This window comes from Blastopirellula sediminis (assembly GCF_020966755.1).
GTDB classification, from domain to species: domain Bacteria; phylum Planctomycetota; class Planctomycetia; order Pirellulales; family Pirellulaceae; genus Blastopirellula; species Blastopirellula sediminis.
The window spans coordinates 439,783-460,133 of the sequence record NZ_JAJKFT010000002.1 but is presented as its reverse complement, the minus strand read 5'-3'; the positions used below and the strand labels follow the sequence as shown (position 1 = coordinate 460,133).

Genomic DNA, 20,351 nt, shown 5'->3' with positions numbered 1-20,351 from the left:
GTTGGACCGATCCTCGGAACGGATTCCGAAGTCAGATGGCCCTCCATCCCACGGAGGTTTCTCGCGACCTGCGCATTTTTGAAAAACTTTTCTGCAAATGCAGGTCGAACATCTCCCGCTATGCACCGAGAATAGAGACCTCTATTCCGTGGTGAACAATCGACTTCCCTCCATTCCTGTCGCGACTAGATCTATGACCTCCTCCCTTTCTCGTCTTCTCTGGATGGGCTTGCTATTGTTTGTCATGGGAGCGAAACCACTGTTCGCACAACAACCCGATTACGGCGACGCTGTCCGGCTCCTGCAAAGCGCAATTGAGCGCGAAGTGGAGCAACAGCGACTGCCGGCGTTTTCGATCTCGCTGGTCGACGACGATCGCGTCGTCTGGTCGGGGGGATTCGGCCATCAAGATGCCGACGAGAAGATGAAAGCGACGGCGGCGACGATTTATCGCGTCGGGTCGATCTCGAAATTGTTCACCGACATCGCCGTGATGCAAAAGGTCGAGTCCGGCCAGCTCGATCTCGACGCGCCGGTGACGCAATACTTGCCAGATTTCCAAGTTCCGAATCCGACCGAAACGCCGATCACCCTGCGACAATTGATGTGCCATCGTTCCGGGCTTGTCCGCGAATCGCCGATCGGAAACTACTTCGATCCCGACGAACCGTCGTTGACGGCGACCGTCGCGAGCTTGAACGACACCAAGCTCGTCTATCCGCCGGGGACGAAGACGAAGTACTCCAATGCGGCGATTGCGGTTGTCGGTTCCGTTTTGGAAAAAGTGGCCGGTCGCACCTACGACGAGCAGATTCGCCAGTCCATCTTGCAGCCGCTGAAGATGGAGAATAGCGCCTTCGTCGCCGGACAGGTCCCGGCCGGTCAGACCGCGACTGGTTGGATGTGGACGTATGACGGGACCCGGTTTGAGGCGCCAACCTTCGCGCTGGGAACTGCGCCGGCCGGCAATCTCTATTCCAGCACGGACGATCTCGCCAAGTTTCTGGTCTGGCTCTTTCAGTGCAACGCGGGGAAGAGCTCAGCCGTTTTGAAGCCGGAGACGCTGCACCAGATGATCTCGCCGACGCCTGACGAGCATCACGCAGAGCGTCGCGAATTCGGCATCGGCTTTCATGTCTCGGAGTTCGACGGTCATCAGAAAGTGGGACATGGCGGCGCGGTGTATGGGTTCGCGACGCAATTGGAAGCGCTGCCGGAGCGTAAATTGGGAGTCGCCGCCGCGACGTCGCTGGATGGGGCCAACGGGGTCGTCCAATCGCTGGCGAACTACGCCTTGCGATTGATGCTGGCAGTTCAGGATCGGAAGCCGCTCCCCGAGTATCCGTCGACGGCGCCAATCGCTGCCGAGCGGGCTCAACGCTTGGTTGGCAGCTATCGCGAAGCGGATGGAGAAGAGCGTGCCGAAATTGAAGCGCTCGGGGGCGAAGTCTATCTGCAGAATGGAACGTTCCGCCGCAAGCTGAAAGCCGATCTGGCGAATGGCGAGATTCGGATCGACGACGTTTTTGGATCGGGCGCAAAAGTCGCACTGAAGGGTGACAATGGCCTGTCGATTGGGGAGAAATCGTTCGTACGGCTCCCCGACGTTCCTCCGGTTGCGTCCCCAGCGGAATGGAACGACCTGATCGGCGAATATGGCTGGGACCACAACGTCCTCTACATCCTGGAACGGGATGGCAAGCTCCACGCGTTGATCGAATGGTTCTACGAGTATCCGCTGACGCCCCTTGGGGACGACGAGTACGCATTTCCGGACTATGGACTCTATCACGGCGAACGCATTCATTTCGTTCGTGACGCCGAAGGGAAGCCGATCGCGGCGACCGCAGCCAGCGTTCGCTTCGATCGCCGCGAAGTGGGAACCAAACATGGCGAGACCTTCAAAATCACCCCGCTGAAACCGATTGGCGAACTGCGGACGGCGGCGCTTGCCGCGACTCCGCCGAAAGAATCGGGCGAGTTCCGCGCGCCCGAGTTGGTCGACGTGACGTCGCTTGATCCGACGATTCGCCTGGATATTCGCTACGCGACCAACAACAACTTCATGGGGGAAGTTTTTTACAAGCAGGCCAAAGCGTACCTTCAGCGGCCGGCCGCGGAAGCGCTCGTGCGGGTTAACGAGCGTTTGCGTGAACAAGGACTGGGGCTGTTAATTCACGACGCTTACCGACCGTGGCACGTGACGAAAATGTTCTGGGATGCGACCCCCAACGAAATGCGCGACTTCGTGGCGAACCCAGCGAATGGATCACGGCACAATCGGGGATGCGCGGTTGACCTGACGCTCTACGATCTCGAAACGAAACGACCGATTGAAATGGTCGCGACCTACGATGAATTCTCGTCCCGATCGTTTCCGGCCTACCCCGGCGGTACGTCGCGACAACGCTGGTACCGCCAAAACCTGCGCCGTGCGATGGAGTCGGAAGGTTTCGCCGTCTACGAGTTCGAGTGGTGGCACTTCGACTACAAGGACTGGAAGTCGTATCGGATTGGGAATGCGACGTTCGAGGAGCTGGCGGACTAGCCTGGCCGCATCAACACCAACATCTGGTAGGGCGCGATGCTCAGTTCGTGCATCGCGGTGACGGTCTGGCCGGCCAAGATGTCGATCACCGTTTTGCGAAGTCCCAGCATTCGGAGATGACGCCCTTCGATCTGCTGCGGGCTCTCCGAGAAGTTCGCCAACACCAGCACCGAAGAGTCGACCGAATTGCGGAAGTAGCCCAGAACGTGACTATTGCCGGCGTCGACGAACTCGGTCTGCGCTCGATTCAATGCGCGGGTTTGATGACGCAAGTGGACCAGACGCAGGATCCCTTCGTAGACGCGGCCGACGATCGAATCCGGGTTGTGACGCTCCTTCGCACGCTCCCAATCGAATTGACCGCGATGGACCCAGCGCGTGTCCCCCATCTTGTCGACGTCTTGCTCATAGCTGTAGTCGTTGAGCGACGCGATGCCATCGCCGAGATAGATGAGCGGAATGCCGCCGATCGTCATGATCACGCCGTGCAGCAAGTGAATCCGGCGAATCGCCAGGTCAATCTCTTCCTCGTCGTTTTCCGCGATCGCCTTTTCTAGACCTGCTAATGAGGCGCAGGTGCCTGAGACCCGGGCGTCGCCGGTGGTTGGATCTTCCTGAAACGGCAATCCGGAGGCGAAGGTTCCTTTAAACTTGCCGCAGTAGAAGTCGGTCAGAAAGCGACGATGCGAGTTGGCGTCGAACCCGGCCCCTTCGACATCTTCATTGGAAAAGGCCCAGCCGATGTCGTCATGGCAGCGAACGTAGTTGACCCACTCGCAGCCGGGGTCAATCTTGAACCGCTTCTCGAGGGCGTCGCGAAGAGTCCGCGTCTCCCGCGTCGCGAGGGAGTTCCACAGGAGCGCCATCAGTTGCGGGTTGTAGGAGAGCTGGCATTCTTTTTCGCTAATGTACGAGCGGACGTCGTCGGGATGGACGATCGCTTCCGACTTGAAGACCATCGCCGGCGCCGCAATGCGAACCGCGGCGTTCATGGCGCGCAGCACCCAATGCGCTTCGGGCAAGTTCTGACAAGTCGTTCCGAGCCGCTTCCAGAGGAACGCCACGGCGTCCATTCGCAGGATCTCGACACCCTGGTTCGCCAGGAAGAGGGCCTCTTCGATCATCCGGTTGAAGAGAGCCGGGTTTTCGTAGTTCAAATCCCATTGGTAGTTGTGGAACGTCGTCCAGATCCACTTGCGCAGTTGGCTGCGATAGGTGAACGCGCCGGGATGCTCTTCGGGAAAGATCGCTCCCATGCTCTTCTCGAATGCCGCGGGCATCGTCCGGTCGGGATACATCCGGTAATACTCTTGGCACTCTTCGTCGCCGAGCAGCGCCTTGCGAGCCCACTCATGTTCGTCCGACGTATGATTGAGGACGAAGTCGAGACAGAGGGAAATGCCGCGATGCCGCAATTCGCCGGCCAGATCGGCCAGCTCTTCCATCGTGCCGAGATCGGGATTCACTTCGCGATAGCTGCTGACTGCATAGCCGCCGTCATTGTCTCCTTTCGGCGAACGAAAGATCGGCATCAAGTGAAGGTACGTGATCCCCATTTCGGTCAGATAGGGAATGTTGTCGCGGACCCCTTTAAGATTGTCGGCGAAGAGGTCGACGTAGCACATCGCGCCGGTCATTCGTTGCGACTGATACCAATGCGGATCGGCTTCGCGGAGCGCGTCGAGCGCTTTCAGCTCGGACGAGCGATCGAGCCACATCTCGGTGATCGACGTCAGGATCCCTTCGAGATGGTAGTAGAAGTCGTACTGGTGGCCGTAGAGGGCGAAGAGCTGACGAAACAATTCGGGAAAGTGTTCGTCGATGCGGCGGGAGTACGTTTCCCACTCGGTCGGCTCAATTCGGTCGGCGAACGTTTTCTTCAGTCGTGGGATCAGTCGCCGCAGCGCTGTCGCTTCGCGCGTAAGATTCCTGGCTGGTGGCGTCGAGTGCATAGCATCCTCCATCGAAGCAAATCTAGCTCGCCTGCCGAGTGCGACAAGTCTCTCTCTTTCGTTACCGCATCCCTTCCCAGGGGTGAAAATCTTGTGCCAGTGCGCCAATGGTAGCCGCCTGACCATTGCCACTGGCCGCATCGCCGCAGGAAATGACGCCGCAATTCTCAGTTGCGGAGTATCGAGCGGTCGCTAATAGCCTATCGTAGCAGGGCGCGAGGGTGAACGCCGTTACTGCGATTTTTCGCCTGCTTTTCGCGGCGCGGGGTCGTATTTCGAATTCTTGTCGGTGGGAACTTTGGCTTCGACTGCCGTCAGCCAAGCGAGCAAATCGCCGAGCAGTTCGTCGCGTTTGGCGAGTTCTGCGTTGGCGAGATTGTTCCGCTCGCCGAGATCGTCCGCCAGATTGTAGAGTTCGACGGCATTGTTGGTCGCCAGGCGCTCACGTCCGCCGTCCAGCTGCCACTCTTCGTGGAAGAGGTGGAGCTTCCAGTCCCCTTTGCGAATCACCGTGACCGGGCGAGAGCGGAATCCGGTCTGCACGTCGAGCTCGCGGCCGCGAATCACCGGCGAATCGAGATATCCGGGGAAGTGCCAGAAGATGCCGGTCCGCTTGAGCGGGCCTTCGCCGGAGAGGAGCGGCAGCAGCGACTCGCCATCGAGCGTCTTTCCTGCCGGCACGCTCGCGCCGGCGGCGGCTAGAAACGTGGGATAAAGGTCGACGTTGATTACCGGCACGTCCGATTTGCTGCCGGGCTTGGTGACGCCGGGCCAGCGAACGATGAACGGTTCGCGAATTCCCCCTTCGTAATAGCCGCCCTTGCTGCCGCGCAGCGGTTTCTGGTCGGCGGCTTGCGTCGCGCCGTTATCACTGGTGAAGACGACCAGCGTATTGTCGGTCAACTTCAACTCGTCCAGTTTGTCGAGCAACATCCCGACGCTCGCATCCAGGTCATACGTGCAGGCGGCGTACATCGCGCTGGGGTCGAGCTTGCCGCTGGTCTTCGCTTTGAACTTGTCGAGCGAATCGGGTCGTCCTTGCAGCGGCGTGTGGATCGCGTGATGCGCGAGATAGCAGAAGAAGGGACGATCTTTGTTCTCCTCAATGAACTCGCACGCTTTGCGGGTGAGGGTGAAGACCCCTTTCGGATCTTCCGGCGGACCTTTCTTGTTGGTCTCGGTTCCCTCTTTCAGTTTCCCTTCGCCGAACGAATCCATGGTGACGTCGAAACCTTGCTCGCTTGGCAGGGCGCCATCGGGGCCAGCCAGATGCCACTTGCCGAAATGTCCGGTGACGTAGCCAGCCTCTTTGAGCGCCTCGGCGATCGTAATGTTCGATTTGGCCAAACCGCTTTTGTTCGGGATCGGGACCAGACGCATCTCGCGTTTCTTGCCGCGGTCGGTGCTGCCGACGGCGTAGACGTCATGCCGCGGCGTATAGGTGCCGGAGATAAGACAGGCGCGACTCGGAGCGCAGTTGCCGGCGGCGGCGTAAGCGGAGGTGAACGTCATCCCTTGTTTGGCGAGACGGTCGAGATTGGGCGTCTCGATGAAGCCTCGTCCCTGGTAGCCGGTATCCATCCACCCCTGATCGTCGGCGAAGATCAGCACGATGTTCGGTTTCTTGGCGGCCAGCGCCGTCCCAAGAAACAACAGGGCGAACGAGATGGCGAGGGGGAAGAGACGGCGCATGCGTCGATTCTCCGAATCGAGAGGGAACTGAGATTGGCGTTGTTACCAACATAGTCGAGTTGAACGCCTGATTTTAGTGCCGAGGAAGCGCACTTTCCCCATGGCTGGTCGTAGGGGAGACGAACGTGGCAGGCGACGCCCCCCTAAAAGACTTGCCCCAAACGTCGGTTTGGTAGATATTTACATAAATCATGCCCTTTTCGATTGACGTCTTTTCCCTGCCGCCCCGACCAACCTGATGACTCCTGAAGCCGAAATCCAATGGAAGTTGTTGGGCATTTCGCCGGCCGAATATCCGCCGTCGCTCTATCGGCTGCTCGAGTTGCCCCTGTTCACCAGTGATCCCGCCGCGATCGAAGCGGCCTATCAACGTCAAATCGCACGCGTTCAGCCCTACATCAGCGGGCCGGACGTCGTCCAGTGCGTCGATCTGCTGAACAAATTGCAGCAGGCGCGAACGACGTTGCTCGACAGCACGACGAAGGCGGCGTACGACGCCGCGCTTCAACAAGCGCGCCCCTCTGCCCCTTCGTCGCCGGCGGCTGCGTCACAGCCGAAAGCGGCCCCCTCCCCACGTCCGAATTCAGCCCGGCCAAAGAAACAACCGCCCAAGCGCAAAGAAATGCCGGTTGCCGCGCGGATGGGGCTGATGGCGGTTCTCTTTGTCGTCACCGTCGTCATGACGGTCGCATTCCTCCGCCCCGAAGCGTTCGGAATTGGGGGTAAGCCAACCGATGTCGCAACTTCCGAGACTCCGCAGCCGGAGCCGACCATTGTCGCCGCGCCTGCGACGCCTGAGGTTTCGCCAAAGCCGGCCCCGACGCCAGTATTTTCGCCCCCCAAACTGCCGCAAGCGACCACGCTGAGCGAAGCGCAAGGGCGTCTCGACTTTCCGCACGATCAACCGGTCGATCTCGGGATGTTTTTTGAGAGTCAGTACGTGATCGACGGAAGTTGGCGGAAGGTCGGTAGTGGACTGCAGCCCAACGGCGAGCATGGCGCCAAGCTTGAATTCGAACAAGCCGCGCAGAACTTTGACGTCCTCTTTCTTTGCAGCGGCGCGGGCGACGGCGTCAGCTTGTGCGCGAACGGGGCAACTTTTTGGCGCGACGCTTATTTGTTCAAGATTGGTTTTCTCGATGATCCGAAGACGGTGGCCGCCAGCGCGTCGGACGTCAAGTTCGCTCCCGACAGTCCGCCGATCAGCACGCTCAACGACCTTTTTGTGATGGGGCTCTCGCAGCGTGGTCCGATGCGTCAAGTGATTCTCTTTCCCGACGCGATGGCGTCCCGCTCGTTGAGCATGGCCGTTTCTCGTCCGAAGGATGTCGCCGGCGGAAAGTTGCAATTTGTCGGATCGGGGAAGGTGACGATCCTGAAGACCCTCTTTATCGCCCGCGACGCCAACAACAACGGCCTGATGCCGGAAGCCGACATCGTGAAGCTGAAGCAAGAGATGTTGGGGATCGGCCCGAGCGCCGTTTCGGTCGCGATGCCCCCTGCCGCGGCGATGGTTCCTCACAGCAAGTTTGCGCCAGGCGGCGTTTGGGAGCCTGTCGACAAGAACGACTTCAGCCCGAAGCACGATCAGTTCGACATGGTCACCTACTTGATGAAGTTTGCTGAGCTGCGGCCGCTGGTGCTCAAAGCGCTCCAGGTCCCACCGCAAGAGCGGCAAAAGTATCCGGTCTCGGAAAAAGTGTTCAAGGCCAAGGACGCCGCCAAGAAAGTCTATCAAGGTTACCTAAACGGTCCCAAAGAACGGAAGGATCATGACGCATTTTTCGTCGACGCCATCGACGCCGTGTTGGATATGCGGGCCGATCCAGACGAAAGCGCAGGGCTTCTCGAACTCGTCATCGAGGATTCCGAACGTGCTCGCAACTTTCCGCATCAACTGATGGCCGGCATGGTCAAAGCGCGCTTGTTCCAATTGGATGCGAAGACGATTGAATATCGCACCGTGCACCGATATCTTTTGCTCCAGAACGGGCATCTTCCGGATCAGAACGCCAATCGTCTCTACGGGCTCCACTATTGTCTGGGGAATGCGCGGCATCGATTGCAGACGGCGCCCGAAGAAGCGAATGGATACCTGGAATTGATTTGGGTGAATTGTCTATTGCTTCGCCAGTTTAAACTCTACCAAGACGAAGCGCTGAACCTGATGAATCAGGTCGACGCGACCTTCGCAGCACCGGCCGCGCTGTCCGCGGCGCATCAGCGTTTGCAACAGAATCCGGACGATCGGTACGTAAACCATGCGCTCGGCATCATTCATTGCCTGGTGCTGGACGATTGGGACGTCGGCCTGCCGATGTTGGCCAAGTCGGCGGAATACCCCTACAGTCGCGCGGCCCGCTTAGAACTGGGAGACAGCAGTACCGGCGAGCAACAACTCGCGATCGCGGAGGCTTGGTATTCGTGCAAAGGCATCGTGGGAGACGGGCGACGCGATGCGGTGCTGAAGCATGCCCGCGAGTGGTTTGAACGCGCCGAGCCGAATCTCACGGGACTCGCGAAGAAGAAGGCGGAATTGGGTATCAAGGAATCGACTCCGAAGGGGAACAACTAGACGACTTCCGTGGAAGCGTAAGACCCACAAATCGCATATCCGCCGCCGCCAACGTCATTTTGCATGTCGACATCTCGCCCTTTCCGATTCACAGGTTGGAGGGAGACGAACGCGGCAGGCGACGCCCCCCTAAAAGACTTGCCCGAAACGTCCGTTTGGTAGATGATTTAGATAAATCATGCCCATTCCGTACGACGTCTCGTTCTTGCCGCCCCGACCAACCTGATGACTCCTGAAGCCGCAATCCAATGGAAGTTGTTGGGCATTTCGCCGGCAGAGTACCCGCCAACGTTTTATCGACTGCTGGATCTTCCGCTTTTTGCCGCCGATCCTGGCGCTATTGAAGCGGCCTACCAGCGCCAAGTCGCCAGCGTGCAGCCGCATATCAGCGGGCCCGACGTCGTCCAGTGCGTCGACTTGCTCAACAAGTTGCAGCAGGCGCGAACGACGCTGCTCAATAGCGCTACCAAGGAAGCCTACGACGCGGCGCTGCAACACGTACGCCCCGCTGCCCCAGGGCAGTCGCCGGCTACGCCGACGACTGCCGCATCCACTCCGCCGCGACCGCATTCCAAAACGCCGAAAAGAGAGAATTCAACTCCCAAACGAAAGGAAACGTCGGTCGCAACTAGATTGGGATTGATGGCGATTCTCTTTGTCGTCACGACGCTTATGACAGTAATGTTTTTGCGTCCGGAGGCGTTCGGGTTGGGGCGCGCCGATCTGCCGAAAGCCGTTGCGACTCGGAATAAGTCGATCGACGTTTCGCCGGTCTCCAAGCCATCACCGGAACCGCAGACGAATTCGCCGGAACCCGCGCCAGAGCCGAGGACGCCAGCCCCCGCGCCGCAGACGAACATGACTCCTCCGGCTCAACCGATGCAGACGACTACGCCCACGTCGCCGATGCCGCCGGCACAAGCCAATGGAGCCAGCGTCGCCAAATTGGATACTTGGAAGCCGATCGACACAGCGGATTTCCAACCAACGAATCGGCAAATCGATCTCGTCAGCTATCTCATGCAATTCGACGAATTTCGACCCTATATTCAGGAGGCGCAGAAGGCCGCTGCCGGTGGTCGTCGGCCATTTCCGAACAATGCGGATTTAAAGCGCAGTCAAGATTCGGCGAAAAAGATCTTCGAGGAATATGTGGAAGGTCCCAAGGCTCACGATCAACATCAGTATTATTTCTTGGAATCGATCAAGCTCGCCTTGGAAACTAAAGATAGCGGCGCCGACGCTGCGGGGATCCTGGACGTTGCCGAAAATGTTTCGAAATATCGACGTAACGTTCCGGACATGCTAATGGCGACTTACGTCCGAATCTGTTTGTATGACGTCGATTCCTACGATGAAGAGTATCAACTACTCGTGAAGAACATCTCGTTTACCCGCGTTGACTCTAAATCTTCGTTAGTCGACCGGCTGGTCTGGTTCGAATATTGTCTCTCGAACGCGCGTCAAAGAATTCCGGTGGCGCCGGAACAAGCCCTAGGATATCTCGAATTCATTCTCACCTACGCGAAAGCGGATCGGAAACTTGACCAATATCACCAAGAGGCGGCAATTCTGGTGAAGCAAGTCGACGAAGTGCTGTCCAAACGCGCGCAACTGGCCGGTGTCCTAAAGCGTTTTCGGCGACATCCGGATAGTTTTCGCGCGAACCTAGACCTTGGGTTCATTTATTGTTTTTTGCATGACGACTGGGCGACCGGACTTCCGTATCTCGCCAAATCCAACTATGGCGGTCTTTCTTACGGGGCACAGCTCGAACTTGGCCCCGCCGACACCCCAGAAAAGCAGATTGCGATTGGGGATGAATGGTGGGAGCGCAGGGATAAGGTCCGAGAAGAGTATCGCGGCGCCCTGTTACGTCACGCGGCAGGATGGTATCAACGGGCGCTTCCCAACGTAACCGGCGCCAACAAAGTGCTGCTTACCCAACGGATCGACGCCGCGGCCAAAGCGCCCTAATGGAATCTATGGAAATCTACGACCCTCAAATCGCCGCCTGGTTCGGAATCACGCCGATGGAATTGCCGGCCGACTATTATCGTTGGCTGGGCGTTCGCGCGTTCGAAACCAGCGCGGCCGCCATCACCCAAGGATACGACATCCGCCGTCAACAACTGGCGCAAGTCGGAGCGACCGGCGATGCACTCGCCCGCGCCAACGCCATTTTGCATGGCGCCTACTACGCCCTTTCCGATCCCGTCGGTCGCGCCGCTTACGACCAGTGGCTCGTCAGTCAAGCGAACCTGCCGCAATGAGCACCAGCATTTCTCCTCAATCGATTCAGATGATGCGTACCTGGCTCGGATTTACTGAGCTGGAGACGCCGGTCCACCTCTATGCGCTGTTGGGCGTACGAATTTTCGAGCGAGATCGGCAGCGGCTTGAGATCGGCCTGCGGTACCGGATGGAGCAGCTGCAAATGCGGTTGGCCGGGCCGGAAGGGGAAGCCTGCATGCAGGTGATCAACCTGATGAATAAGGCGTTCGCCGTCCTTCAAGATCCGCAGCGGCAAGCGGCTTACGATCGACGCCTGATCGACCGGCAACTCCACCGGGCGCTTTCTGAATTTGACGAATATCGCCAGCTCCTTACCGATTCTGGGGTCTTTGCGATCGGCAGTCCGCGACCGCAATCGCAACCGGCCGCAAAGTCGGCGAGCGTTCCGCCGGCCCGCAGAGCTCCTGCCGCGGTCCCGGCTCGGGTTCGAGTGCCGATGTGGCTGCGAGCCTTGTTTTTCCTCTCAGGCCCAGTATGCGGCATTCTCTTGGCGCTGTGGGCGGCGCCGCACGTGAAGTCATACCTGAATCCAGAGCCTGCCAAGAAACCGGCGCCGGTCGCCAAACGGGAAAAGATCGAAATCCCGCGACAGCCGGTCGTTCCCCCTACCAAGCCGACGCAGCCAAATTCGAATTCAACGCCGAATAACGTCGTCGCTCCTCCGGCGCAGAACTCATTCACGCCGCCGAAGATCCCACAAATGAGCGACGCGTCGTCGCTGCCGACAAGTCCGACCGTCAATTCTTCGACCGCGAGTCGCTTACCAGCGCCAACTGGTACCGCGCTGGCCGAGGCGGAGGCGTTATTCGACGAGTTGTACGGCGACCAGCGGAAAGCGGCGAAAGAGGACCAGGCGCTGAGCCGCCAGTTGGCGCAGCAATGGATTCAACTCGCTCGCCAGACGATGGATGATCCGAACTCCACGTTCGTGCTTTATCAGCATGCGCTAGCGATGGCGCTCGATTCGGGGAGTCCGATGCAGGTAGAGATCGCCGCGTCGGAGTTGTTGAAACGCTATGAGCTGGATGAACAGAAATTGAAGTTGCCGGTGATAAATCAGATCGCCGGCTCGCCTGATTCGGAATGCGCCGATTTAGGGCTCCAGTTCTCCTACGATTTGATGGAGCGCGCGATCGCGGACGACGACTATTCGCTCCGGCAGCAGCTCACAGTCGACGTCGGGCGGATCGTCGCTCAGACGGCCGATCCCGATACCCGCATGATCGCGCAAATCAATCTACGGCGTCTCGACAAATATGCGGAACAGAGCGTCGCCGCAAACCAGGCGCGATCCGCATTGAACGATCCCGGGCAAGCGACCACAGCGAATCAAACGCTGGGGGAATGGCTCTGCTTTTACAAGAATGATTGGACGGCCGGAATCAGTCATTTGGCCAGCGGAACGGACCCACAACTAAAGCAGGCCGCCGAAACCGAATCCGCGACGCGCACCGGCGACGTCCAAGGGGTTGAAACTTCGGCCGGTCTCTGGTGGAGCGCTTCTCAATCGCGGGGGGACGAATGGGAGCAGTTGGCGATCGAACATCACGCGGTCGAACTTTACCAGAAGATCCTGCCCCAGCTGAGCGGCCTCAAGCGAGAGGCGGCGACCAAGCGGATCGCAGCGCACGAAGAAAAGCTTCCGCGCTAACTGGGGTCCGCTACCTGAATTTGCCGTTGATGCACATCGGGCAATCGACCCCGCCGGTGCCGCGGCAATTCTTGCAGGGGGCACGGGTCGGCGTGTCGTGAATGATCGGACCGTTCGCCGTCTGGGTGACGGTTCGCGTGTAGCTGCGGACCGTCCCGCCGGAACAACCGGTGACGGGGCACGACACCTTCCCGGCGCCGTAACAAGCCAGGCACCAGTCGTCTTCGAAAGAGAGGAGCGAACTGGGCGCCATCTCCCATCGCTCGGAATCGCGCCAATCGTCGCTCGGGACGCTCTCGACGTAGCTCATCAGTTTCCAGCTGCGCTGATAATTCTGCGAGCTGGTCGGCGCCTCGGCGATAATGTCGAGCAGCTGCCCGCGCTGCCGGGTCGACAGAACGCCTGTTCCGCGAGCCATTCCCTTTTGTTCGGCGGTATCGGCCAGCCAGATCATGCGGCGAATATTCTGCACCGTTTCGACCGGCACGACGCCATACTCACGCAGGCGAGTCATGCAAGCGATCGCGGTCGCGACATTGCCGCTGCGCAAATGGGCGACCGAGAGGTTGTGATTGACGGCGACGAGATTCGCCTTTTCAAACGGCGCTAGCGACTGCTGCCGAGCGAGCAAACTACGCTCGCACCGATTGAGTTCGATGATGGCGTATTTCGGCAGTCGGGAGACTTGGATGTGATAGACGCCGAGCAAGAAGCTGGGGTGCACGTTCTCCGGAACTTCGCGAGCGGCGCGCTCGATCGCCGTTTTGAATTCCTGCGATTGTTGCGGATTGTGGGTCCGTTCGGCGTCGCTGAGCATTCGAATCTGCCGCTGGCGCGCCTGATTCCATTCTCCGGTCGAGACCCACCGACTGTTCAGCTTTACCTGCTGAAGCTCGGCCGCCTGTTTGAGGTCGACAATCCGAAGTTGCAGCTGCGGACGAAGAGCGTCTTCGAGATTGGGGGCTTCGAGGAACGCTTCGTACAGAGCGAGCGCGTCGCCGGCCCGATGGCATCCATCGGCCATCTCCGTCAACTCGTCGGGCGCGATCACGCCAAGGTGGATCTTATCGGTCGGCGAAAGAGACCACGTCTCGCGCAGAAAGCGTTGGTCCTCTTCGTGGAGCTGTCGCGCGTCGATGCTGATCAGCTGGCCATCTTCCTTCTTCAGCTGGATCTTTCCCGCTTCGATTCCTTCCAGCGAAGCCAACGTCGAAAACTCGCCGCTAGCGTTTTTCCAGCGGCGGATCCCCACCAACTTTGGCCCCGCATCGTCGACGCCGATCGGCTGCGGACTCGGCAAAGCCTCTTTCAGCTTGGGGGGAAGCGAACGAATGATCGGCGAAAACGCGTCGGCGCATACCATGTCCCCACCGCATAGGAGCGAGAGAACGACAATCAAGAGAAAACAACCGCGCATGCGCCTTGCCACCCGAATGGTTCTTGCATGCCGCTAGTTTGAGTGATGACGCAAGGGGCGTCAAGATTGAGTCCCCGATTCGACGATCAAATTGAAATCGCCCTTCCAGCCCGGTCCAATCGAAGCGAGTCGTACCGTTCGCCCCGCTTTACGGCGCCGGGACCAGGGGGGATCATAAGTCGAGTCGAAAACTGCAAGCCAAACAGTTGAGTCGGGATCATCGGATGTTTTTTTCCTGGTTGAAACGACGGTCGCGCGACAGGATCAAGGGGCAGCCCTTTCCTGACGATTGGAAGGCGTTCGTCGCAGCTCACCTGTGGCAATATCCGGCGCTCAATGCCCAGGAGCGTGAGAAACTGCAGCACTCGATCGCGATTTTGTTCGCCGAGAAGAATTGGGAAGGGTGCAACGGTTTGGAGCTGAATGACATCTCCAAAGTGGCGGTCGCCGCTCAGGTCGGCTTGATGACCTTGGGGTTGGGGGAAGAGTATTTCGACAAGGTGATGTCGGTCCTGATCTACCCTGCGGCCTATCGGGCCGAATCGCAGGTTGCGACCGGCGGCATCGTGATGTCGACGCAGTCCGATCGACTAGGAGAAGCCTGGTATCGCGGTCCAGTCATTTTGTCGTTGCCGGACGTCTTCGAAGGATCTCAGAGCCCCAACCATGCCCGCAACTTGGTGATTCACGAGTTCGCCCATCAGCTCGACATGCTCAACTGCAGCGTCGCCGACGGCATTCCGCCGATGGAGACGAAGGAGCAAGCGGAAGCGTGGATCGCCAACTTCCGCCGCGCCTACGAGCAACAGGTGCATGACTGCCAAACCGGTCATCGGCCACTTGTCGACCGATACGGCGCCACCAACGAGGCGGAGTTCTTCGCCGTCTTGTCCGAGGCGTTCTTCCAGACGCCCAAACCGCTCTCAACGCACGATCCTGGCCTGTACGACGTGCTCCGCACTTATTACCGCCAAGATCCGCTGCGATGGACGCATTAAGCCCTGTGTCGCTCCTGCTGCTCGCCAATTCCGACATGCCGCCGCTTCGCTTGCCGTTCACGCTGACGCTGCTCGCGGCGCTGGTGGGGACTGCGATCTGGACCAACACGCATCGCGGTGCGATCGGCGAGGACGATTTACGCGATTACGGGTACGCTCCCCGACATCTTTTGGGCTTTGAGTGGCGGCGGATCTTTTCCTCGATCTTCATGACCGTCGGCGGCTGGCGATTTTACGCGTCGCTGCTAGCGACGGCGGTCTTTGTCGGACGGCTGGAATGGATCTACGGCGCCACGCGGACGGCGGTCTTCTTTTTCGCGATTCATGTGGCGACGCTACTGATCGAATCGGCGGCGATTATCGCTCCGCTCCGCTTCTTCCGGCATCCGCTCGGAAACGCTCTCCATTTAACGCACGATGTCGGGCCTTCGGCCGGTTACTACGGATGCTTTGGCGCCGTACTTTCTTTGAGCGGCTTTTCAGCGCCCTTCATCGGGATCGTAGCGCTCTATCTGGCGCTCCGGATCGTGCGGAGCCTATTTTTCGTGGGAAAAAACGAGCCAGATCTGTCCGCAGACATTGCTCATCTTATCGCGTTTACGCTCGGACTCGCGTGGGGAAGCGTGGGGCAGGCGTAAACGAGCGTCGGTGAGTTATTCTTCTTTTCGCCTCCCCTTTCGCAGCGAATAGCAATGGCGTATCACGGCAGGTTTTCGGTAGAATTTGGAAGCTCGGTCGTGAATCGCATTGAAGGGACATCATGATTATCTTGACCATCGACGTCGGCGGCACCAATGTCAAAATGCTCACCACGGCGATCGACGAAAAGCGAGCCTTTCCGTCCGGCCCCGATCTGACGCCGGAGCAAATGGTCGCAGGGGTCAAAGAGAAGACGGCCGACCTGGAATATGACGTCATTTCGATCGGCGTTCCCACTCCGGTCGTCCAGGGCAAGATCTTCCGCGAACCGCATAACCTGGGCAAAGGTTGGGTCGGGTTCGATTTTGAAGCGGCGCTCGGCAAGCCGACCAAGATGACCAACGACGCCGCGATGCAGGCGATGGGGGACTACCACGGCGGGCGGATGCTCTTCCTGGGTCTGGGAACCGGACTCGGTTCGGCGATGATCGTCGACGGCATCTTGCAGCCGATGGAACTCGCGCACCTTCCCTTCAAGAACAGCAAAACATTCGAAGATTACATCGGCGTGCGTGGGCTGGAGCGGCTCGGCAAAAAGAAATGGCGCGCCACCGTGCTGGAAGTGGTCAAACTGCTGAAAGCGGCGCTCGAAGCGGAGTATGTGATTCTTGGCGGCGGCAACGCGCGTCTGGTCGACGAACCACCGCCGAACACGACCCTGGGGAACAACAACAACGCCTTCCTCGGCGGGTTCCGCATGTGGGATCAATCGATCGGCGGCGCCTCGCTACGAGTGGAAGAGCGGGAAGCTCCTCGCGTTATCCGACATACCGGCGAATCGGACAATAAGATCACGACGCTGTTCCTCGATATCGGCGGCGTGCTGCTGACCAACGGTTGGGATCACAACGCCCGCATCCTGGCCGCGAAGGAATTTCACCTCGACTACGCACAGCTTGACGAACGACATCACCTCACGTTCGACAAGCTCGAAACCGGGCGGCTGAGTCTGGACGAGTACCTCGATCGCGTCGTCTTCTATCAACAGCGAACGTTCAGCCGTCGTGACTTCCAAGAGTTCATGCTCAACCAGTCTCAGGAACTGCCGGAGATGTTGGAGTTCATGACCGCCGTCAAAAAGAAGAATCGCCTGCACGTGATCGCGGTCAGCAACGAAGGACGCGAGCTGAACGAGTATCGGATCAAAAACTTCCAGCTCGGCAATCTCTTCGACTGCTTCATTTCGTCCTGCTTCGTCCATCTGCGGAAGCCGGATGTCGAAATGTATCGCCTGGCGATGGACGTCGCCCACGCCCAGCCGAAGCAAATCGCCTATGTCGACGATCGTCCGATGTTCGTGGAGATCGCCCGAGCGCTAGGGATCAACGGGATCTGCCATCGCTCGCTGCGGGAAACGAAACATTCGCTGCTCGCGCTGGGGCTCGACGTCGACGTGTAGGCGCGGCGACGAAACGGCAATGGAACTTCTTGCGGCTGGAGTCTAGACTATCAAGCATGGTCCTCCCAACATCAGGGGCCGTGCCGAACACCTCTCTATCCGCATATCAATGGGCACTGCGATTCATGGCGTTTCCCCGACTCCAAGAGCTCATGCGACGCGAAGGCATGACGGAAAGGTTTCTCGCATGCTGGTTCAATACATATCCTCCTGCTCCCGAAGAGGAAATCACGAAGCTACTGGCGACTCGCCCGTGGTTGCCCCACGATTACCTTGAGTTTCTTCGAATGACGGACGGGGCGGTACTCGAGATGTTTGTGTTCTACGGCCTTGCGAATGGACATGTTTTTCCAATCGCCAGGTCAGAATTCTACGTCAAGCCTTACGGATCAGACGACTGGGTTGCCGTCGGTCAACTTCCCAGTGGCGACGCCTTTGTGATTCATCGTTCCGGTTCGATCGCCACGATTGGCAGCGATCCACTTCCCGATGAACCTGTTCCCTTGTGCGATAGTTTCCAGACGCTTATCGAAGATATTTGCTGTGGTGAGTGGTACACGGAGTTTTTTGGAGGACCGCCGGTTGAAAGCGAATGGCTCGACCATATCCGAGCCAAGGGATGGTCACGCTAACCTACTTCAAAAGGAGGGCCGCAGGACCGGTGCGGCGATTAGACGATCTTCACCGAGTAGTCTTGCTCTTCCCAGCGATCTTCGGCGATCCAGTGGAACGTGAAGATAACGGTGGCGCCGGGCGGTTGATCGCCGATCGGCAAATCGACGACGTACAGTCCTAGCGCGTTCTCGCGGGCCTCAACGTCGTCGCGCGTTTTCCACTCATCGTCGCTCCAGTGAGCGACGAACGGTGCGTCGCAGATGATCCGGAGCGGTTTGCCGGCCGGCATTTCGGCCGGCTGATGGGCGAAGGTCCAGATCTCGACCCGATTCTTCGTCTTCTCCACGGCGTAGCGCTGGTAGACCGACTCGATCCGGTCAAAGACGACGCCGTCGGAGCGACTGCGGACGAGCGTAATGTATTCGGCATGCGCCCAGCAGAGCGGCATCGCCGCGCCGGTTGGACCGCCGAAGAAGAGTTCCTTTTCCGGAATGTCGTCGGCGTCCCAGACTTGCTCGGTCAGCATCCCCCCGTCATTCGCGAACCCTTCGATCGCTTTGATGTAGGGAGAAGGATCGCGACCGGCCGCCATTTCGTAGAACCCGCGCTCGCCGGTCAGTAGCGGCCAGCAGCGTCCTTCGCCGGTTCCATTGAAGGCGCTGCCGTCAGGATGTTGTCCATAGCCGTCGTGATTGTACCGCCGCCAGCAAGGACCTTGCGGCAGATCATACTTCAAGACTTCGTCGATCACGGCGACCGTGTCGACGATGATCGGATCGTCCGCAGCCCGCACGCCAAGCCGAACCAATTGCAGAAAACCGCCGTCAACGATGTTGCGGGCCAAATGTTCGCCGCCGCCGTTGGCGATTTGGACGTACTCGCGGTTCGGGTCGGGCGAAATGCAGCCGGGATGCGGGCTTGCCGGCGTGATGCGAACGTAATGTCGCGGTTTGCCAGGAACAAGTTCGCCGCAATCGGTGACGGTCCATTTTTCGAGGGACGCCGCGGCCCAGTCGCCATAGTCGCGTAAGAATTCCGCCAGTTCCGGATCGTTATGCAAATCAGCGAAGTCGGCGGCGCAAATAATCGCCGCGATCAGCGCCGCCAAGGTGGAAGGAGAATACCCTTCGTTCTCTTCCCAGCGTTCCTGCGCCGTCACCGGTCCATGCAGAATCAGGAAGCGAACGGCGCGGCGGACCATGATCGAAGGATCGAACTTCGCCAGTCCCCCCACTTGTTGCAATCGCCACGCGAGGATGACCGGCGCCGCAATTTCGTCGAGCTGCACCCCATTCCAATAGGCGGTCCCGTCAATGCGGCTGTTTTGAGGCATTCCGCCGTCGTCGCGCTGCACGCACGAGAGCCACGTCAAAGCTCGCAGCGGCGATTCTTTTTCCCCGCAAGCCAACAGCGCCGTGGTGGTCTGCACCATGTCGCGGGCCCAAACGAGGTGATAGCCGCCAGAGTCGGAGTCGTCTTTCGTTTCTCCCCACGGAATGCTCATCGAGGCGACCGTGGCGCCGGCGAACATCTTATCTTCGTGCGCCATCAAAACGCATTGGCTCAGCCGGACGAGAGACGCCGTCGCGTGATCCTCGAGCTGCATCGGGTTTTCGTAGATCGTCCGCTTCCACTGCTCGATGTAGCGCTTTCGCTGCAGTTCGAAGGGAAAGAGGAACGCCTGCAACAGTTGCGTAGCCGCTCCTTTGTAATTGTGCCCCATGGCGACGCCGATGTTGAATTCCAATCCCCGAGAGAGATCGACTTCACCCATCATCGCGACGTTGCCGTCTTCCGCTAATTCGTACTCCCAGTCCATCTGAAAGTTATCGCGCAAGTCGCGCCAGCCGTCGCTGACGCCAACGTAACCGACCGAGCGACGGACGAAATCGGTATCGCAGCCGAGCACCAGGTCAACGATGTCGTGCTTGGCGTGCAGGAGTCGCTTGCCTGCAAGGTCCAACAGCTTCGCCGTGTTGTGTTCGCCGGTATCGGCGAGATGGGGTGCGAGCAGCACGAAGATCTTCAGCTTGTTCTCGAGCGCCGGATCGAGGATCTCGATCTTGACGTTCATCAGCACCACATTGGTATGGGGCTCGCTGATGACTTCTTTGACGATGCGATAGCGCTCGTTGGGGCAAGTGTTCGTCAAGCGATAGAGGAGCGCGTGCGGCTCGGGACGTTCGATCTTGTGCGTCAGATCCCGCTTTTCTTCATGAAAGAAGCTCTCGCCGTCAGTAACCAACAGCTGCAAGTCGCGGGTATTGGGAGAGTCGACGTGCGGATAATAGATCTCGTTAACGATGCCGTGGCTCAGCGTAAACCAGACGTGCGAGCCGCTGTGATAGGCGGTTCCGAGACCATCTTTGGCGCTGGAAGTCCAACGCGGTTCGATTCCAGGAGCGCCAGGGGCGATGCGGTCGTTCATAGGGGGAATCCAAGCTCCAGAATCACAGCAGGCGCGACAAACGAGCGAGATCGGCTCTTATCCTCCTTCGGCGATGCAAGAC

14 protein-coding genes are annotated in these 20,351 nt (G+C 59.0%); 9 read left to right on the top strand and 5 right to left on the bottom strand.

Annotation, left to right across the window (positions count from 1 at the left end; genetic code table 11):
* Positions 1-193: 193 nt before the first annotated feature.
* The gene (locus LOC68_RS02325; RefSeq protein ID WP_230215222.1) at positions 194-2,548 is read left to right on the top strand and encodes a serine hydrolase; all 2,355 of its coding nucleotides are present in this window, start codon (positions 194-196) and stop codon (positions 2,546-2,548) included.
* On the opposite strand, the gene LOC68_RS02320 is transcribed toward LOC68_RS02325, so the two are convergent.
* Together LOC68_RS02320 and LOC68_RS02315 are read right to left on the bottom strand one after the other, a co-directional pair.
* Positions 2,545-4,500 (bottom strand): amylosucrase, encoded by a 1,956-nt coding sequence (locus tag LOC68_RS02320; protein WP_230215220.1) that lies wholly within the window; start codon positions 4,498-4,500, stop codon positions 2,545-2,547. The two genes, LOC68_RS02325 and LOC68_RS02320, sit on opposite strands and share 4 nt — an antisense overlap.
* 231 nt (positions 4,501-4,731) lie before the next feature.
* On the bottom strand, positions 4,732-6,192 hold the full coding sequence (locus tag LOC68_RS02315) for a sulfatase (protein ID WP_230215218.1): 1,461 nt from the start codon (positions 6,190-6,192) through the stop codon (positions 4,732-4,734).
* Positions 6,193-6,430: 238 nt separating this feature from the next.
* On the opposite strand from LOC68_RS02315, the gene LOC68_RS02310 reads away from it, so the two are divergent.
* Positions 6,431-8,767 (top strand): hypothetical protein, encoded by a 2,337-nt coding sequence (locus LOC68_RS02310; protein ID WP_230215211.1) that lies wholly within the window; start codon positions 6,431-6,433, stop codon positions 8,765-8,767.
* 129 nt (positions 8,768-8,896) lie between these two features.
* On the opposite strand, the gene LOC68_RS02305 is transcribed toward LOC68_RS02310, so the two are convergent.
* Entirely contained in the window at positions 8,897-9,265 is a 369-nt protein-coding gene (locus LOC68_RS02305) for a hypothetical protein (protein WP_230215209.1), read from the bottom strand.
* Between the two features lie 144 nt (positions 9,266-9,409).
* Between LOC68_RS02305 and LOC68_RS02300 the strand changes: the two genes are divergently transcribed.
* The 3 genes from LOC68_RS02300 to LOC68_RS02290 are packed head-to-tail and all read left to right on the top strand — an operon-like array spanning position 9,410 to position 12,713.
* Positions 9,410-10,744 carry a procyclic acidic repetitive family protein gene (locus LOC68_RS02300; RefSeq protein WP_230215207.1) on the top strand — a complete coding sequence of 445 codons (1,335 nt, stop codon included), beginning with the start codon at positions 9,410-9,412 and terminating at the stop codon, positions 10,742-10,744.
* A gap of 8 nt (positions 10,745-10,752) precedes the next feature.
* Positions 10,753-11,040, top strand: a complete 288-nt coding sequence (locus LOC68_RS02295) for a hypothetical protein (protein WP_230215205.1) — start codon at positions 10,753-10,755, stop codon at positions 11,038-11,040.
* Positions 11,037-12,713 carry a hypothetical protein gene (locus LOC68_RS02290; RefSeq protein WP_230215203.1) on the top strand — a complete coding sequence of 559 codons (1,677 nt, stop codon included), beginning with the start codon at positions 11,037-11,039 and terminating at the stop codon, positions 12,711-12,713. The genes LOC68_RS02295 and LOC68_RS02290 overlap by 4 nt, the downstream gene beginning before the upstream one ends.
* A 10-nt stretch (positions 12,714-12,723) precedes the next feature.
* Here the strand turns inward: LOC68_RS02290 and LOC68_RS02285 are convergent, their stop codons facing one another.
* The gene (locus LOC68_RS02285; protein WP_230215201.1) at positions 12,724-14,130 is read right to left on the bottom strand and encodes an SHD1 domain-containing protein; all 1,407 of its coding nucleotides are present in this window, start codon (positions 14,128-14,130) and stop codon (positions 12,724-12,726) included.
* A gap of 224 nt (positions 14,131-14,354) precedes the next feature.
* Between LOC68_RS02285 and LOC68_RS02280 the strand changes: the two genes are divergently transcribed.
* The 4 genes from LOC68_RS02280 to LOC68_RS02265 all read left to right on the top strand — a co-directional run bounded on the left by LOC68_RS02280 (position 14,355) and on the right by LOC68_RS02265 (position 17,858).
* Complete coding sequence (locus tag LOC68_RS02280) at positions 14,355-15,128, top strand: M90 family metallopeptidase (protein ID WP_230215199.1); 774 nt, start codon at positions 14,355-14,357, stop codon at positions 15,126-15,128.
* A complete protein-coding gene (locus LOC68_RS02275) occupies positions 15,116-15,766 on the top strand; it encodes a rhomboid family intramembrane serine protease (protein ID WP_230215196.1) in 651 nt (216 codons plus the stop codon). The genes LOC68_RS02280 and LOC68_RS02275 overlap by 13 nt, the downstream gene beginning before the upstream one ends.
* A gap of 122 nt (positions 15,767-15,888) precedes the next feature.
* Entirely contained in the window at positions 15,889-17,226 is a 1,338-nt protein-coding gene (locus LOC68_RS02270) for an HAD-IA family hydrolase (RefSeq protein ID WP_230215194.1), read from the top strand.
* 152 nt (positions 17,227-17,378) lie between these two features.
* On the top strand, positions 17,379-17,858 hold the full coding sequence (locus tag LOC68_RS02265) for an SMI1/KNR4 family protein (RefSeq protein WP_230215192.1): 480 nt from the start codon (positions 17,379-17,381) through the stop codon (positions 17,856-17,858).
* Positions 17,859-17,896: 38 nt separating this feature from the next.
* Here LOC68_RS02265 and LOC68_RS02260 read toward each other — a convergent pair whose 3' ends face one another.
* Complete coding sequence (locus LOC68_RS02260; RefSeq protein WP_230215190.1) at positions 17,897-20,269, bottom strand: glycoside hydrolase family 15 protein; 2,373 nt, start codon at positions 20,267-20,269, stop codon at positions 17,897-17,899.
* Positions 20,270-20,351: the final 82 nt, after the last annotated feature.